At 72.9% G+C, this 13,923-nt stretch carries 12 protein-coding genes; all 12 read right to left on the reverse strand.

The features are described from left to right. Positions 1–99: 99 nt before the first annotated feature. The 12 genes from EDD54_RS02060 to EDD54_RS02115 all read right to left on the reverse strand — a co-directional run bounded on the left by EDD54_RS02060 (position 100) and on the right by EDD54_RS02115 (position 13,902). A complete protein-coding gene (locus EDD54_RS02060) occupies positions 100–609 on the reverse strand; it encodes a VOC family protein (RefSeq protein WP_126537042.1) in 510 nt (169 codons plus the stop codon). Then, the gene (locus EDD54_RS02065) at positions 606–2,165 is read right to left on the reverse strand and encodes an ABC transporter permease (protein WP_126537040.1); all 1,560 of its coding nucleotides are present in this window, start codon (positions 2,163–2,165) and stop codon (positions 606–608) included. Before EDD54_RS02065 ends, EDD54_RS02060 begins: the two co-directional genes overlap by 4 nt. Continuing rightward, positions 2,162–2,998, reverse strand: a complete 837-nt coding sequence (locus tag EDD54_RS02070) for an ABC transporter ATP-binding protein (RefSeq protein ID WP_126537038.1) — start codon at positions 2,996–2,998, stop codon at positions 2,162–2,164. Before EDD54_RS02070 ends, EDD54_RS02065 begins: the two co-directional genes overlap by 4 nt. A gap of 23 nt (positions 2,999–3,021) precedes the next feature. After that, positions 3,022–4,380: an 8-oxoguanine deaminase gene (locus EDD54_RS02075; protein ID WP_126537036.1), complete on the reverse strand. Its 1,359-nt coding sequence runs from the start codon at positions 4,378–4,380 to the stop codon at positions 3,022–3,024. Continuing rightward, a complete protein-coding gene (locus tag EDD54_RS02080; RefSeq protein ID WP_126537034.1) occupies positions 4,377–5,822 on the reverse strand; it encodes an aldehyde dehydrogenase family protein in 1,446 nt (481 codons plus the stop codon). The genes EDD54_RS02075 and EDD54_RS02080 overlap by 4 nt, the downstream gene beginning before the upstream one ends. After that, positions 5,819–6,952 (reverse strand): class II histone deacetylase, encoded by a 1,134-nt coding sequence (locus EDD54_RS02085; RefSeq protein ID WP_126537032.1) that lies wholly within the window; start codon positions 6,950–6,952, stop codon positions 5,819–5,821. The genes EDD54_RS02080 and EDD54_RS02085 overlap by 4 nt, the downstream gene beginning before the upstream one ends. Then, complete coding sequence (locus tag EDD54_RS02090) at positions 6,952–8,328, reverse strand: aminotransferase (protein ID WP_126537030.1); 1,377 nt, start codon at positions 8,326–8,328, stop codon at positions 6,952–6,954. Before EDD54_RS02090 ends, EDD54_RS02085 begins: the two co-directional genes overlap by 1 nt. A gap of 116 nt (positions 8,329–8,444) precedes the next feature. Continuing rightward, positions 8,445–9,419 (reverse strand): AraC-like ligand-binding domain-containing protein, encoded by a 975-nt coding sequence (locus EDD54_RS02095; protein ID WP_126537028.1) that lies wholly within the window; start codon positions 9,417–9,419, stop codon positions 8,445–8,447. A 22-nt stretch (positions 9,420–9,441) separates the two neighbouring features. Beyond that, positions 9,442–10,413, reverse strand: a complete 972-nt coding sequence (locus tag EDD54_RS02100) for a substrate-binding domain-containing protein (RefSeq protein ID WP_126537025.1) — start codon at positions 10,411–10,413, stop codon at positions 9,442–9,444. A gap of 3 nt (positions 10,414–10,416) precedes the next feature. Further along, positions 10,417–11,442 carry a hypothetical protein gene (locus tag EDD54_RS02105; RefSeq protein WP_126537023.1) on the reverse strand — a complete coding sequence of 342 codons (1,026 nt, stop codon included), beginning with the start codon at positions 11,440–11,442 and terminating at the stop codon, positions 10,417–10,419. A 20-nt stretch (positions 11,443–11,462) separates the two neighbouring features. Next, the gene (locus tag EDD54_RS02110) at positions 11,463–12,920 is read right to left on the reverse strand and encodes an NAD(P)-binding domain-containing protein (protein WP_126537021.1); all 1,458 of its coding nucleotides are present in this window, start codon (positions 12,918–12,920) and stop codon (positions 11,463–11,465) included. A 241-nt stretch (positions 12,921–13,161) separates the two neighbouring features. Further along, entirely contained in the window at positions 13,162–13,902 is a 741-nt protein-coding gene (locus EDD54_RS02115; RefSeq protein ID WP_126537019.1) for a maleate cis-trans isomerase family protein, read from the reverse strand. Between the last annotated feature and the right edge of the window lie 21 nt (positions 13,903–13,923).

Here is a 13,923-nt window from a genome sequence, read left to right on the forward strand (position 1 = left end):
CGGCCGGTCCGAGATTGGTTCCGAGGGATCCTTCCTCATGGATCACGGTGCCTTGCGGCATCTTTTTGACCTGTCGCTCGAACGTGTCGAGCGCAATCTTCACGGCGGCCCGGTCTCGTGCCGGGGTTCCGCCGTGCCTTCGCGAGGACCGACTGCCTCCTGCGGCAGCGGTTCGGGGTGGAGCCATTCGATCTCGAAGAAGGCTCCGCCCGGCGCCACGCAGTAGACCGCGCGTCCGCCGGGGAACTCGATCGGGCGCCCGAGCACGCGGGCGCCGGCGTCGATGGCGGCGGCGAGCGTCGCCTCGAAGTCGTCGACGTGGAAGGCGACGTGACCGGCGCCCGGCCGCCAGAGCAGCGCGTCCGCCTCCGGCCGCGGCTCGTCGGCGGGGTGGAACGCGATCAGCTCCAGGATCAGCGGATGGGCGTCGGCGCGCATCTGCGTGAAGTCGCAGGAGAGGCCGGGCCGGCCGGTCATGGCGACGATGTCGTCGGTCATGCCGCGCTCGACGAACAGCGGCGAGAAGCCGAACACGGTGCCGAAGAAGGCGATCGCCGGGTCGAGGTCGGCGACGGTGAGCGAGGCGTGGTGCCAGCGGATCGCGGTCATCGCCGGTATCTCCGCTCCAGGACCCCGACCGCCTCGTAGGCGGCGACCGAGATCAGGATGGCGATCAACGCGCCGGCCCAGATCATGTCGAACTCCAACCCGCCGCGGGAAATGTTGAGGAGGTTGCCGAGGCCGACGCCGGTCAGCAGCCATTCCGCCACCATGACGCCGAGGAGGGCCTGCGGCGCGACGAGTCGCGCCGCCGCGAACAGGTGGCCGACCGCGTAGGGCACGGCGACGTGGACGAGGTGCTTCAGCCGGCCCCCACCGTAGACCGCGACGAGGTCGCCGGCGGCCCGCGGCACCGAGACGAGGCCCTGGTGGATCATCACGTAGGCCGGGAAGAACACCACCAGCACCGCCATGAACACCGAGGCGGCGACGCCACGGCCGAACAGCAGCACCACGAAGGGCACCACGGCGACCAGCGGCATGTTCTGCGCGACGAGGGCCACCGGCATGGTGGCGCGGGCGAAGGTCGGGGCGAGCAGGGCGAGGGCGGCGAGGGCGAAGGCGAAGGCGAGGCCGGCGACGAGGCCGAGGGCGGCGATCGGCAGCGTCTCGGCGAGCGCCCGGCCCATGGCGGCGCGGGCGGCCTCGGCCTCGCGCCCGGTGACGAGGTACATCACGGTCCGGACCGGCCCGGGCGCGACGATCGGGCTGACCTTGGAGAGTGTCACCGCCAGTTCCCAGACCACGAAGGGCAGGGCGAGGGCGCCGAGGGCGAGCGCGATCCGGAGCCAGCGCGGCGCGGATGCGGCGGCCGACGCGTCGGCGGGGCGGACGGTGGCGAGCGTCACCGCGCCGGTGGTGGCGTCGAGCCGGCGGGCGGGCAGCAGGAAGGCGAGGTAGCCGGCGAGCGCGACGGCACTGGAGGCGAGGCCGATGCCCCAGAGCCGGGCCGGGTCGCCCTGGGGCAGGGCGGAGAGCAGGAAGGCGCCGAAGCCCCAGCGCGTGCCCGACCCGAACTCGCCGAGCACGGCGCCGAGCACCGCGAGCGGCGCGGCGATGCGCAGGCCGGCGAGCACGGCCGGGAGCGCGCCGCGCAGGCGCACGTGGCGCATCAGCTGACGCTCGCCGCCGCCGTAGGCCGCCACGAGGTCGGCGAGGCGGGGGTCGACGGTCCTCAGACCCATCAGCGCCGCCGACATCGCCGGGAAGTAGACCATCATCGCGGCGAGCGCGATCTGCGGCCAGGTGCCCTTCAGGAACAGCACCAGCAGCGGCCCGACCACGATCGCCGGCATCGCGAACAGCGCGATGTTGACGCCGCGCATCAACAGCTCGGCGCTCGGCCAGAGGCAGAAGGCGAGGGCGGCGAGGAGCGCGACCGCGACGCCGAGCGCGAAGCCGGCGAGCGAGGTCTCGACCGTGGCGAGGCCGTGCAGCAGGTAGAGCTCGCGGTCGGTCACGAAGCCGGCGAGGATGCGCGTCGGCGCCGGCATCACCGCCCGACCCCACTCGGTGCCGCGGCCGAGCACTTCCCAGAGGGCGAGCACGGCCACCGCGAGCAGGACGGCGCGGACGGTCTCGGCGCCGGGCCGGCGGTCGATCATCGCCCGCCCTCCCCGTGCAGGATGCCGGCGAGCCGGTCGCAGAGCGCGTGGAACTCGGGCCGGCCGAACAGTTCCGGCGTGCGCGGCCGCGGGAACGGCACGGTGACGACCTCGGCGATCCGGCCGGGCCGGGCGTGCATCACCACCACGGTGTCGGCGAGGAAGACGGCCTCGTCGATGCCGTGGGTGACGAGCAGCGTGGTGGTGCGCCGCGCCGCCCAGATCCGCTGCAGCTCCATGTTCATGGTGCGGCGCAGGATCTGGTCGAGCGCGCCGAACGGCTCGTCGAGCAGCAGCACCGAGGGATCGGTGACGAGGGCGCGGGCGATGGCGACGCGCTGGCGCATGCCGCCCGAGAGTTCGGCCGGCAGCGCGTCCTCGTGGCCCTTCAGGCCGACCAGCTCGATCAGGCCGCGGATGGCGTCGGCGTGGCGGGCGACCGGGCGGCCGAGGATCTGCAGCGGGAAGGCGACGTTGGCGAACACGCTGCGCCAGGGCAGCAGCGCCGGATCCTGGAAGGCGATGCCGAGTTCGCCCTCCTTGCGGAACTGCTCGGGATGCTTGCCGCGCACCAGCACCGCGCCGCCGTCGTCGGGCTGCTCGAGCCCGGCGACCATGCGCAGCAGCGTCGACTTCCCGCAGCCCGACGGCCCGATCAGCGCCACGAAGGCGCCGCGCGGCACCTTCAGCGACAGGCCGTCCAGCGCCGTCACCGGACCCTGCGCGGTGCGGAAGGTCTTGGCGGCGCGGTCGATCACGAGATCGACCGGGGCGTCGTCGGCGGTGACGGGCTCGGTCATGGCGAGGGCGTCCCGGGCGGTGGGGGCGTTCATGAACTGTCGAGCGCTCCCCGGGGTCAGAGGGCTGCGAGGAAGGCCTTGGCGGCCTCCCCGTGGTCGTGGCGCAGGCGCGCGACGTCGACGCCGACGGGCGCGCCGTCCTCGACGCGCCAGTCGCCGGCGACCATGACGCGGTCGGCACGGTGGGCGCCGCACAGCACCAGCGCGGCGATCGGGTCGCCGGCGCCGGAGAAGCGCAGGTCGTCGAGGGTGAAGAGCGAAAGGTCGGCGGCCATGCCCGGCGCGATCCGGCCGATGTCGGTGCGGCCGAGGCAGGCGGCCGAGCCCTCGCTCGCCCAGCGCAGCGCGTCGAAATGGGTGACCGAGGCGGCGTCGTAGCGCAGCCGGCCGAGCATCAGGGCGTGGCGGACGGTCTCCATCATGTTGGAGCTGTCGTTCGAGGCGGAGCCGTCGACGCCGAGGCCGACCGGCGAGCCCGCCGCCTCGAGCTCCCTGGTCCGGCAGAGGCCGGAGGCGAGCACGGCGTTGGAGGTCGGGCAGTGGCAGACGCCGACCCGGTGGCGGCCGAGGCGGGCGACCTCGCCGTCGTCGAAATGGATGCCGTGGGCGAGCCAGACGCGCTCGTTCAGCCAGCCGCAGTCCTCGAGGTAGTCGAGCGGGCGCTTGCCGAAGCGGGCGAGGCAGAAGGCGTCCTCGTCGTGGGTCTCGCCGAGGTGGGTGTGGAGCCGGCAGTCGTGGGTCTCGGCGAGGCTCGCCGCCTCGCACATCATCCGCGTCGTCACGTTGAAGGGCGCGCAAGGGGCGAGCGCGACGGTGGTCATCGCGCCGGGGCGGCGGTCGTGCCAGCGGCCGATGACGCGCTCGCAGTCGGCGAGCACGGTGTCGTCGTCCTGCATCAGCCGCTCGTCGGCGATGCCGCCGCTGCGCGTGCCCATGTTGATCACGCCGCGGGTGAGGGCGATCCGCATGCCGAGCCGGCCGGCCTCCTCCGCCTCGATGTCGACGGCGTCGGGCATGTCGGCGGGGAAGACGAACAGGTGGTCCGACGCGGTCGTGCAGCCGGACATCAGGAGTTCGGTGAGCGCGACACGGACGGCGAGGCGGAAGCGGTCGCGGTCGAGGAACCGGCCCCAGCGCGGATAGAGCGCCTTCAGCCAGGGGAAGAGCTCCTTGTTGATCGCCTCCGGGTGGGCGCGGGTCAGCGTCTGGAAGAAGTGGTGGTGGGTGTTGACGAGGCCGGGCAGCACGACGTGGCGGCCGGCGTCGAACACGCGGTCGTGGGCGGGGTCGGGGTCGTCGCGTCCCACGAGGGCGACGATCAGGCCGCCTTCGACGACCACGCCGCGCTCGGCGCCCTCGGCGAGGACGGCGATCGGATCGCGGATCCAGAGGCGGGCGGCGGCGGGGACGGTCATGCGCCGGCCCCGCGGTCGTAGCCGAGGATCGCCTTCACCTCGAGGAACTCCATCAGCCCGTGGACGCCGAGTTCGCGGCCGTTGCCGGAGCGCTTGTAGCCGCCGAACGGCGCCTCGAAGTCGAAGAACGGGTCGTTGAGGAAGATGCGGCCGGCGCGGATGCGGCGGGCGACGGCCCGGGCGTGCGCGAGGTCGCGCGAATGGACGTAGCCGGCGAGGCCGTAGAGGCTGTCGTTGGCGATCGCCACCGCCTCGTCCTCGTCGGCGTAGGTCATGACCGAGAGCACCGGCCCGAAGATCTCCTCGCGGGCGATGGTCATGGCCGGCGTCACGTCGGCGAAGATGGTCGGGCGGACGTAGAAGCCGCGGTTCAGCCCCTCCGGGCGGCCGGGCCCGCCGACGACGAGGCGGGCGCCCTCGGCGATGCCGGTCTCGATCATCCCTTGGATCTTGGCGAACTGCGCCGCGCCGGCGACCGGCCCCATGGTCGTCTCCGGCCGGGTCGGATCGCCGACGACCACCGCGGCGGCGACCGCGGTCGCGCGCGCCAGCACCTCGTCCAGCTGGTCGCGGTGCACCAGCATCCGGGTCGGCGCGATGCAGGACTGGCCGGAATTGATGAAACAGCGGCGCACGCCGTCGGTGACGGCGAGGTCGAGGTCGGCGTCAGGGAGCACGACGTTGGCGGACTTGCCGCCGAGTTCCTGGTGCACCCGCTTGACCGTGTCGGCGGCCGCCCGTGCGATGGCGATGCCGGCCCGGGTCGATCCGGTGAAGGACACCATGTCGACGTCCGGATGCGCCGACAGCGCCGCGCCGACGGTCGGGCCGGTGCCGTTGACGAGGTTGAACACGCCGGGGGGAACGCCGGCCTCGTCCAGCACCTCGGCGAGCAGCAGCGCCGACAGCGGCGACAGTTCGGACGGCTTCAGCACCACGGTGCAGCCGGCGGCGAGCGCCGGGCCGAGCTTGGTGACGATCTGGTTGAGCGGCCAGTTCCACGGCGTGATCAGCGCCGCGACGCCGATCGGCTCGTGGGTGACCAGCGTCTCGCCGCGCGGCTCGTCGAAGGCGAAGCGCTCGAGCACGTCGGCGGCGCTGCGGAAATAGACGATGCTCGACCCGGTCTGCATCTCGCGGGCGAGCCAGGGCGGCGAGCCCATCTCGGTGGTGACGGCGCTGGCGAGTTCGTCGCGGCGGGCCTCGAACACGTCGGCGATCCGGCGCAGGAGCGCGACGCGCTCGGCCGGCCGAGTGGCGGCGAAGGCCGGGAAGGCGCGGCGGGCGGCTGCGACCGCGCGGTCGACGTCGACGTCGTCGCCGGCGGCGACTTCCGCGACCGGCTCTTCGGTCGCCGGGTTGACGACGGCGATCCGGGCCGGGGAATGCGGTTCGACGAAGGCGCCGTCGATATAGTGGCGGGTGGTGGGGATGCCGGTCACGGCGCGGCCTCCCACGCGGCAAGTCGTTGCTCGGCCTTCAGGATCACCGCCTCCTGGTGGGGTTGCAGGGCCTGCCCCGGCATGGCGGGGATCAGGGCCCGGTAAGGGTCCTCGACGGTGCCCTTCAGCCCCGACAGCGCCTCGACCACGGCGAGGCCGAAGAAGGGGACGGAAGGGCGATGGTAGCCGCCCTCGTGGGTGGCGACCACCCGGCCGCCGCAGTGGCGGTCGGCCACCTCCATGACACGGCGCGTCATCCACGCGAAGGTGTCGCCGTCCAGCATCATGCGGCCCTGCGGGTCGTAGGCGCCGGCGTCGAAGCCGCAGGCGACGACGATCAGGTCGGGCGCGAAGTGGTCGAGCAGCGGGATCACCACGCGGTCGAACAGGGCGCGGTAGGCGCCGATGCCCGAGCCGGCCGGCAGCGGCAGGTTCCAGTTGAAGCCGGTGCCCGCCCCGCCGCCGGCGGCCTCGAAGGCGCCGGAGACCGGCGGATAGAGCCCGTCCTGGTGGATCGAGATCGTCAGGACGTCCGGGTCGTCCCAGAACAGGTGCTCGGCGCCGTTGCCGTGGTGGACGTCCCAGTCGAGGATCGCGACGCGGGCAAGGCCGTGGACGGCGCGGGCGTGGCGGGCGGCGAGGGCGCCGTGGTTGAAGATGCAGAAGCCGAAGCCGTGGTCGGCCTCGGCGTGGTGGCCGGGCGGGCGGACCAGGGCGTAGGCGTTGGCGAGCCGGCCGGAGACGACTGCGTCCACCGCCTCGATCACGCCGCCGGCGGCGAGCGCGGCGATGTCGTAGCCGCCGGGGCCGAAGGGCGTGACGCCCGCGGGACGGCCGAGCGAGGCGTCGCCGCCGCGGCCCGCGCTCATCGCGCGGAGGGCATCGAGATAGGCGGGCGCGTGGACGCGGGTCAGCTCCGCGTCCGTGGCCGGCCGCGGCTTGACGATCGCGAGCCGGTCGGTCAGGCCGGCGACGTCGAGCAGGTTCTTGATCCGGCGCTTGCCGTCCGCGCTCTCCGAGGGCTCGTCGGGCTCGATCACGCCGCGCCCGGATTCCAGGAATCCGGCGAGGGCACGGGTATCGTGCCACATCAGCAGTTCGTGCCAGACGAGGCCCGTCGGCGCCGCCATCACATCGCTCCGAAATGCCGCGCGGTGGCGTCGATCGCCTCGCGGGCGATGGCGAAGATCTCGGCGATCTGGTCGGGCGTCGTCACCAGCGGCGGCATCAGGCTCATGGTGTCGCCGTTGGCGCGCAGCGCCAGACCCCGCTTCAACGCCTCGGCGCTGCAATGGTCGCCGACGTGGGCCTCGTAGGGGAAGGCCTCGCCGGTCGCCTTGTCGCGCACGATCTCGAGGCCGCCCATCAACCCGACCGACCGGCAGTCGCCGATCAGCGGGTGGTCGACGAAGCTCCGGATCCCCGCCGCGAAGGCCGGCACCAGCTCGGCCTCGGCGCGCTCGACGATGCGCTCTTCCGTGAGGATGCGGATGTTCTCGAGCGCGACGGCGCAGCAGGCGGGATGGCCGGAATAGGTGTAGCCGTGCGCCCACTCGCCGCCCTTGTCGATCAGGACGTCGGCGACGCGGTCGGAGATCACCGTCGCCGACAGCGGCAGGTAGCCGGAGGTGATGCCCTTGCCGAGCTGCATCAGGTCGGGCTCGATGCCGTAGTAGCGGTGGCCGAACCACTTGCCGGTGCGCCCGAAGCCCATCACCACCTCGTCGAGGACGAGCAGGACGTCGTATTTCCGGCAGATCCGCTGGATCTCGGGCCAGTAGGTCTCGGGCGGGCAGATCGCGCCGCCGGCGCTCTGGGCCGGCTCGGCGACGAAGGCGGCGACGCGGTCGGGGCCGATCTCGAGGATCTTCTCCTCCAGCCAGCGCGCGGCGACGACGCCGAACTCGGCCGGGTCCATGTCGCGGCCGTGACGGTATCGGTAGGGGGTGCGGATGTGGACGACGCCGGGCAGCGGCACGTCGCCGCCGGCGCCGTACATCGGCGGGATCCCGGACAGGCTCGCCGCCATGTGGGTGCTGCCGTGGTAGGCGAGTTCGCGGGCGATGATCACCCGCTTCTCCGGCCGACCCTCGAGGTCCCAGAAGCGGCGCACCAGCCGCATCGCCGTCTCGTTGGCCTCCGAGCCGGACGACTGGAAGAAGACGTGGTTGAGGTGATCGGGCAGCAACCCGGTCAGCGTCTCGGCGAGGGTGATTGCGGCGCGGTGCGAGGTCCTGAAGAAGGACGGGCAGTAGGACAGCTCCGCCATCTCGCGCGCCACCGCCTCGACCAGTTCGCGGCGGCCGTAGCCGAGATTGACGCAGCCGAGCCCGGACAGGCCGTCGATCATGCGGTTGCCGTCGGTGTCCCAGACGTGGATGCCCTCGGCGTGCGCGGCGATGCGCGAGCCGGTCTGGCGCAGGCCGGCATGGTCGGTGAAGGGGTGCAGGTAGTGGGCGCGGTCGCGCACCTGCCAATCCTGCGTGTCGAAGTCGCGGTCCGTCATCTGGGTCCTCGCCGAGGTGCCGCCGGAGCGCCGCGCGGGGGCTCCGGAGTGTCCCGGATTAGACGCCGACGGCGGCGGCGGCGCCACGGCCGCGTCTGGTCCCGCGCCGCGCAAAATCATGACCCGGCGTGCGCCCGCCCGGCGCGCCAGTCGCGCGGGGAGACGCCGAAACGGCGACGGAAGGCGCGGCTGAAGTGCGAGACGTCCTTGAAGCCGCGGCGGAGCGCGATGGTGGCGATCGGCAGGCCGCGCATCAGCGGGTCGGCGAGCTCGCGTCGGATCCGCTCGAGGCGCTGGGCCTGGACGAAGCCGGCGACCGATTCGTCCTCGTCGCCGAACAGCTCGTAGAGCCGGCGCAGCGAGACGCCGTTGGCCTCGGCGATCCGGAGCGGCGTGAGCTCGGGATCGTCGAGCCGGGCGAGCACGTAGGCGCGGACCCGGTCGACGAGCGCGTGGCCGCTGGCCGAACGGTCGTCGTCACCGGCGGCGCCGAGGAGCGCGGTGGCGGTCAGCTCGAGCACATGGGCCTCGAGCCGCGGCGCGAGGCCGGGGGCGAGGTCGCCCGGCCGGTCGCACAGCGCTCCGGCGAGGTCGTAGACGAAGCGGCCGGGCAGGGTGTCGGCCGGAATCAGCCGCGACACCAGGGCGTCGACGCCGGGCACGCGCTCGCGCAGCGCCGCCCGCGGCACCTTCAGCGAGATCTGCCGGTAGGGCCCGCGGAAGCGCATCGCGTAGGGGCGCCGGCTGTCGTAGAGCACCATGCTGCGCGGCGTGGTGACGACGTCGCGGCCGTCCTGGCTGAAGGCGCAGTCGCCCTCGACCTGGAGGGTGAGCTCGTACCAGCGGTCGTCGCCGGCGCCTATGTCGCGCTCGGTGCGGTGGACCTCGACGCTGGTCGAGACGATGTCGGCGAGCGTGACGTCGCCGATCCCGAGCCAGGCGACGCGGCCGTAGAAGCCCTCCGAACCGGCCCGGCGCAGCCGGGTCGGCGGGAACAGGCTGTTGGTGGCCTCGCGCCAATAGTCGAGCCGGTCCGCCGCGGCGACCGCGTCGGTGGAGAGGTCGCGCCAGCCGAACCCCGAAATCGTCATCGCGCGTCTCCGTTTCTTCCGGTCAGGTATCCAGGACGTCGCCGCCCTCGAAGAGTTCCTCGGGCGTGAAGGCGGTGTCGACCAGCCCGTCCTCGCGGACGTAGCGGCAGATCACCTCCAGCATCGCCCGGTTCTTCGCCAAGCCCGCCGGCCAGTAGTCGCGGCCGAGCAGGCGTTCGGTTTCGAGCAGCGCCTCGAGCTGCCAGGGCAGGCTGGTCGAGAGCGCGGCCTGGTCGAACAGCCGGGCGCGGGCGACGGCCGCCGCGGCGACGAAGGCGTCGTAAAGCGCGCGGACGAGACCCGGATTGGCCTCGGCGACCTTGCGCTTGAGCGCCAGCACGTGCATCGGCGGGAAGATGCCGGTCCTGGCGTAATAGGCGAGTTCGACCGGCTTCGGGTCCTCGAACAGGCGCCCGACCGTCGCGGACGGCCACGTGCTGGGCGCCCGCGCGGTGTAGAGCGCATCGATCTCGCCGGTGGCGAGCAGCTCGGCGAGGCTGCGGTCGGTGCGGTGTTCGATGCGGAACTTCGCCGGATAATGCTGCGGGTGCTCGTCGCCGGCACGCGGCGCCTCGAGGCCGCCGGTCACGTAGATCGGCGCGGTGCGGTCGAGGCCGTGGTGCTCCTCGAAGATGCCGCGCAGCCAGACCGCGGCGGCCATGTCGAACACCATCAGTCCGATCCGCCGGCCCGCGAGGTCGGCGGGCGCGGCGATGCCCGCGGCTTTGTTGACGAACACGCTCGAGAAGCGGAAGTGCCGCGACGGGAACACCGGGATCGCCAGATACGGCCGGTCCGGCCGCTCCAGCGTGCGCAGATAGGTGGCGAGCGGGAACTCGCAGACGTCGAAGACGTGTTCGCCGAGCTGGCGGTTGAACAGCGCCTGCACGCCCATCAGCGTAACGTCGGCGTCGAAGCCCGCGATCGGAACCTCGCCGCTGGCGAGGGGGCGGGTACGGTCGCTGTCGCTGAGGCCGATCGAGATGCGGGGCATGGGTCAGGAGGCCTTTCCGCCGCGGACGCGGTCGACCAGCACGTCGAGGAGTTCGGGGAGCGCGAGCGGCGTGGCGTTGGCGCCGCCGCGGGCGTAGACGCCGGTGGCCTCGGTGATGCCGACGCCGAGCCGGTCGGCGAGGCGGCGGACGGCGTCGCGGCACTGGTCGGGCGTCGGCAGCGCGGCGATCGCCGCCTCCGGCGGCAGGCGGTCGTTGGCGCCGACGAGGCCGACCGTGCCGGTGCCGACGCGGCGCGTCGCCGGCACGTTGTTGGCGGCGCGCTCGCCGCGGCCGATCACGAAGCTGCGGTGGGTCAGGCCCGGCGCCACCCAGGCGACGACGTCGTCGTAGTGCGGGCGGATCCGCGCGACCACCTCGGCGAGCGCCTCGGCCATGGCGTTGTGCATCAGCGCGTAGTGCCGCCGCTCCTCGTCGCCCCACTTCCAGCGCGTCGCCGACACCGCGACCGCGGTGCAGTCGTCCCGCCAGGGCGAGACCGCGTTGCCGCGCTTCTCGAACAGGCCGGGGTCGTCGTAGGCGGTGGCCGGCGAGGGCAGGCCCTCGTATTCGGCGATGTGCTCGTAGGGCACCACCGCCATCGGCTCGGAGATCACCATGCGGTGGACGAGGGTGCCCTCGCCGTCCATCAGCGGCGAGAGGTCGAGCACGTCCTGGCTGAATCCGGGCTCGAGGCGGGCCTGCAGCTCCTGCGGCAGCGGCTTCCGACCGATCGGCCGAAAGCCGGAGTCGGCGAGGCGCTGGTTGATCGCCTTGTGTTCGGACGAAAAGGGATAGGGCTTGGTCTTCGTGCAGGGCATGAAGAGCAGGACCCGCCGCTTGGCCGCTGGCAACGTCGGCTCGTAGCGGGTCTTCACGAAGTCGAGCCAGGCGGCGATGCGCGGGTGGGCGAGAGAATCGACGTTGTCCTGCGGGCTGTAGAGGCAGAGCGAGGGATCGAGCGCGAACGGGCTCTCGATCTTCTCCATCGATTCCTCGACGCGGCGGGCGCGGTCGGCGACGGTGACCATGGCGGTGCGGTTCCCGAGGTTCAGGCGACGGCCGCCGCGCGCGCGGCGCGGGCGGCCTCGAAGGCGGAGGTGTCGAGTTCGATCTCGTCGTAGGCGAGGAGGCCGGGCAGGTAGCTGTCGGCCTGTTCGAGGAACAGGCGGCGGGTGACGCCGGACACGATGCGCTCGGTGGCGTATTTCAGTTGCGAGATGCCGGCGGTGGCCGAATGGCTGGCGATGGCGCCGAAGGTGTTGGCGAAGATCGCGCCGAGATGGGGCGCGGCGCCGGGCCGGCGCTCGGTGAACTGGAACTCCGGGCCGAGATAGGGGAAGCCGGCGAGCATGGCGTTCTCCTCGCCGGCCGGCGGCGCATAGCGGTCGCCCCAGCGGGCGATGTCGGCCTCGATCCGCCGGAGTTCCGGCCGGGCCGCGAGGTCGGCGGAAAAGCCGGTGCCGACGATCAGGAAGTCATAGGCCCGCCGCGCCCTGGGCGTCGTGAGGACGACCCGGCCGTCCTCGTGGGCGACCGCCTCGATCGGGCTCGAGAGGTGGAGGTCGAAGGCGTCGTGGCGGGCGCAGCGCTCGAAGGTGTCCTGCGGCGGCGGCTGGTTGAGGCGCAGGAAGATCGCCATGAAGCGCCAGCGGGTGGCGTCGTCGAGGGTGTGGAAGTGGCGCAGGAACCCGGCATCCTCGATGAAGCGGTTCGGGTTCGCCTTCGGCAGCGCCCGGCGGCGGGCGAACACCTCGACGGCGGCGGCGTCGGCCTCGAGCGCCATTGCCGCGTTGTCGAAGGCCGAGGCGCCGGCGCCGATCACGGCGACGCGGCGGCCGGAAAGGGCGGAAAAGTCGATCGGGTCGGCGGTGTGGGCGTAGAGCGTCCGCGGCAGCGCCGCCTCGACCGCCGCCGGCACCAGCCAGCGCCCGGATCCCTCGATGCCGGTGGCGAGCACGACGGTGCGCGCGAGGACGCGGATCCGCCCGCCGCCGGCGGTCGCGGCGTGGACGGCGAAGCCGCCGCCGTCGAGCGGCTCGATGTCGTCGACCGCGGTGTCGGCGGTGACCGCGATGCCGAGGGTGTCGCGCAGCCACAGCACGTAGTCGTGCCAGACCTCGCGCGGGATCTTGCCGAGGCTCGCCCAGGCGCCCGCGCCGAAGCGCGCCTCGTACCAGGCCCGCACCGACAGCGAGGGGATGCCGAGTTCGGGGCCGCAGACCGTCTTCGGCGTGCGCAGCGTGTGCATCCGCGCGAAGGTGACCCACGGTCCGGCGCGGTCCGGCGGGTTGCGGTCGAGGATCACGACGTCGCGGACCTGCTCGCGGCGCAGGCCGAAGGCGATCGCGATCGCGTTCTGCCCGCCGCCGACGATCACCACGTCGTGCATCGGCTCGCCGTCGTGCCGGCGCGGCCGGACCCAGGGGCGCGCCGGATAGTCGACGCTCTCGAGGTCGGTGCGGACGCGCGCGGCCAGTTCGTCGAGGCCGCCTTCCCGGATATCCATGCTGCTCGCTCCCGTCGCGCGGCCGGCCGGGGTGCGAGCACCCGTCGCCGACCCGCCACCGTCGTGCGGTCGTTCCACTGGATCCAAGGGCGTCCGACCCGGTTTTCCGGTCGATCGAACAAGGACTTGGTCAGCAAGTCCCGTGCCATCGCCGCCGGCCGTGCGCCCCGCGGGCATGTCGCGCCGACGTGCCCCGAAATTGGGCAGAAGCTGCCCAAGCCGCGGCCGCCGGCGCCGTGGTTCAGTCGGAGAGGCCCGCCTCGCCGGCGGCGAGCAGGCGGCCCCAGCCGGGGATCGGCACCACCTTGCCGGCGAGGCGCAGCGCCTCCCAGTAGGTGACGACGATGGAATCGACGATCGGCACGCCGAGTTCGGCTTCCATCTCCTCGACCAGCTCGGTGGCGTTGAAGTTGGTGCAGACCACGGCGATGCAGTCCGGCTTCGACGCGGCCGCGGCGCGCAGGATGCGGCGGATGTCGTCGGCCGGCGCCGCGCCGATCGTGACGTTCTCGCGGATGCCGAGTTCGGCGGTGCCGACCACCGGAAAGCCCTGGCGCGTGTATTCCGCCGCGATGCCGGCGGTGATGTCGGCGGTGTAGGGCACGGCGAGTGCCACGGTCTTCCAGCCGAAGGTGCGGAAGGCGCGGAAGAAGGCGATCGTCGAGGTCGAGGCCGGCAGGCCGGTCTCGCGGGTGATCGCCTCGACCAGCGCGAGGTCCTTGTCGAGGCCGCGCCAGCTCGCCGAGGTGCCGTTCCAGACGATGCCGTCGAGCGGGGCGTCGGCGAGCAGGCGCGCGCCGGCCAGCATCGGTTCCAGTTGGAACTGCGCCTCCGAGCTCTGCTCGAGGGCGAGATGCGTCACCCGGATCCGCGAGAAGTGGTGGGCGACGACGCCGTCGAGCGGCCGGTTCATCGCGTAGGTCAGCGGTTCGAGCGCGGTGTTGGACGAGGGCGTGATGTGGCCGATGCGGGCGGTCGTCATGGGTTTGTCCGGGGCGGGGAG

It is taken from the genome of Oharaeibacter diazotrophicus (genome assembly GCF_004362745.1).
Taxonomy (GTDB): Bacteria; Pseudomonadota; Alphaproteobacteria; order Rhizobiales; family Pleomorphomonadaceae; genus Oharaeibacter; species Oharaeibacter diazotrophicus.

Excerpts from the sequence above, each read along its gene's own strand:
- EDD54_RS02110 (WP_126537021.1), bottom strand. The coding sequence starts at position 12,920 with ATGGATATCCGGGAAGGCGGCCTCGACGAACTGGCCGCGCGCGTCCGC.
- EDD54_RS02065 (WP_126537040.1), bottom strand. The coding sequence starts at position 2,165 with ATGATCGACCGCCGGCCCGGCGCCGAGACCGTCCGCGCCGTCCTGCTC.
- EDD54_RS02095 (WP_126537028.1), bottom strand. The coding sequence starts at position 9,419 with ATGACGATTTCGGGGTTCGGCTGGCGCGACCTCTCCACCGACGCGGTC.
- EDD54_RS02115 (WP_126537019.1), bottom strand. The coding sequence starts at position 13,902 with ATGACGACCGCCCGCATCGGCCACATCACGCCCTCGTCCAACACCGCG.
- EDD54_RS02085 (WP_126537032.1), bottom strand. The coding sequence starts at position 6,952 with ATGGCGGCGCCGACGGGCCTCGTCTGGCACGAACTGCTGATGTGGCAC.
- EDD54_RS02105 (WP_126537023.1), bottom strand. The coding sequence starts at position 11,442 with ATGGTCACCGTCGCCGACCGCGCCCGCCGCGTCGAGGAATCGATGGAG.
- EDD54_RS02070 (WP_126537038.1), bottom strand. The coding sequence starts at position 2,998 with ATGAACGCCCCCACCGCCCGGGACGCCCTCGCCATGACCGAGCCCGTC.
- EDD54_RS02060 (WP_126537042.1), bottom strand. The coding sequence starts at position 609 with ATGACCGCGATCCGCTGGCACCACGCCTCGCTCACCGTCGCCGACCTC.
- EDD54_RS02100 (WP_126537025.1), bottom strand. The coding sequence starts at position 10,413 with ATGCCCCGCATCTCGATCGGCCTCAGCGACAGCGACCGTACCCGCCCC.
- EDD54_RS02090 (WP_126537030.1), bottom strand. The coding sequence starts at position 8,328 with ATGACGGACCGCGACTTCGACACGCAGGATTGGCAGGTGCGCGACCGC.
- EDD54_RS02075 (WP_126537036.1), bottom strand. The coding sequence starts at position 4,380 with ATGACCGTCCCCGCCGCCGCCCGCCTCTGGATCCGCGATCCGATCGCC.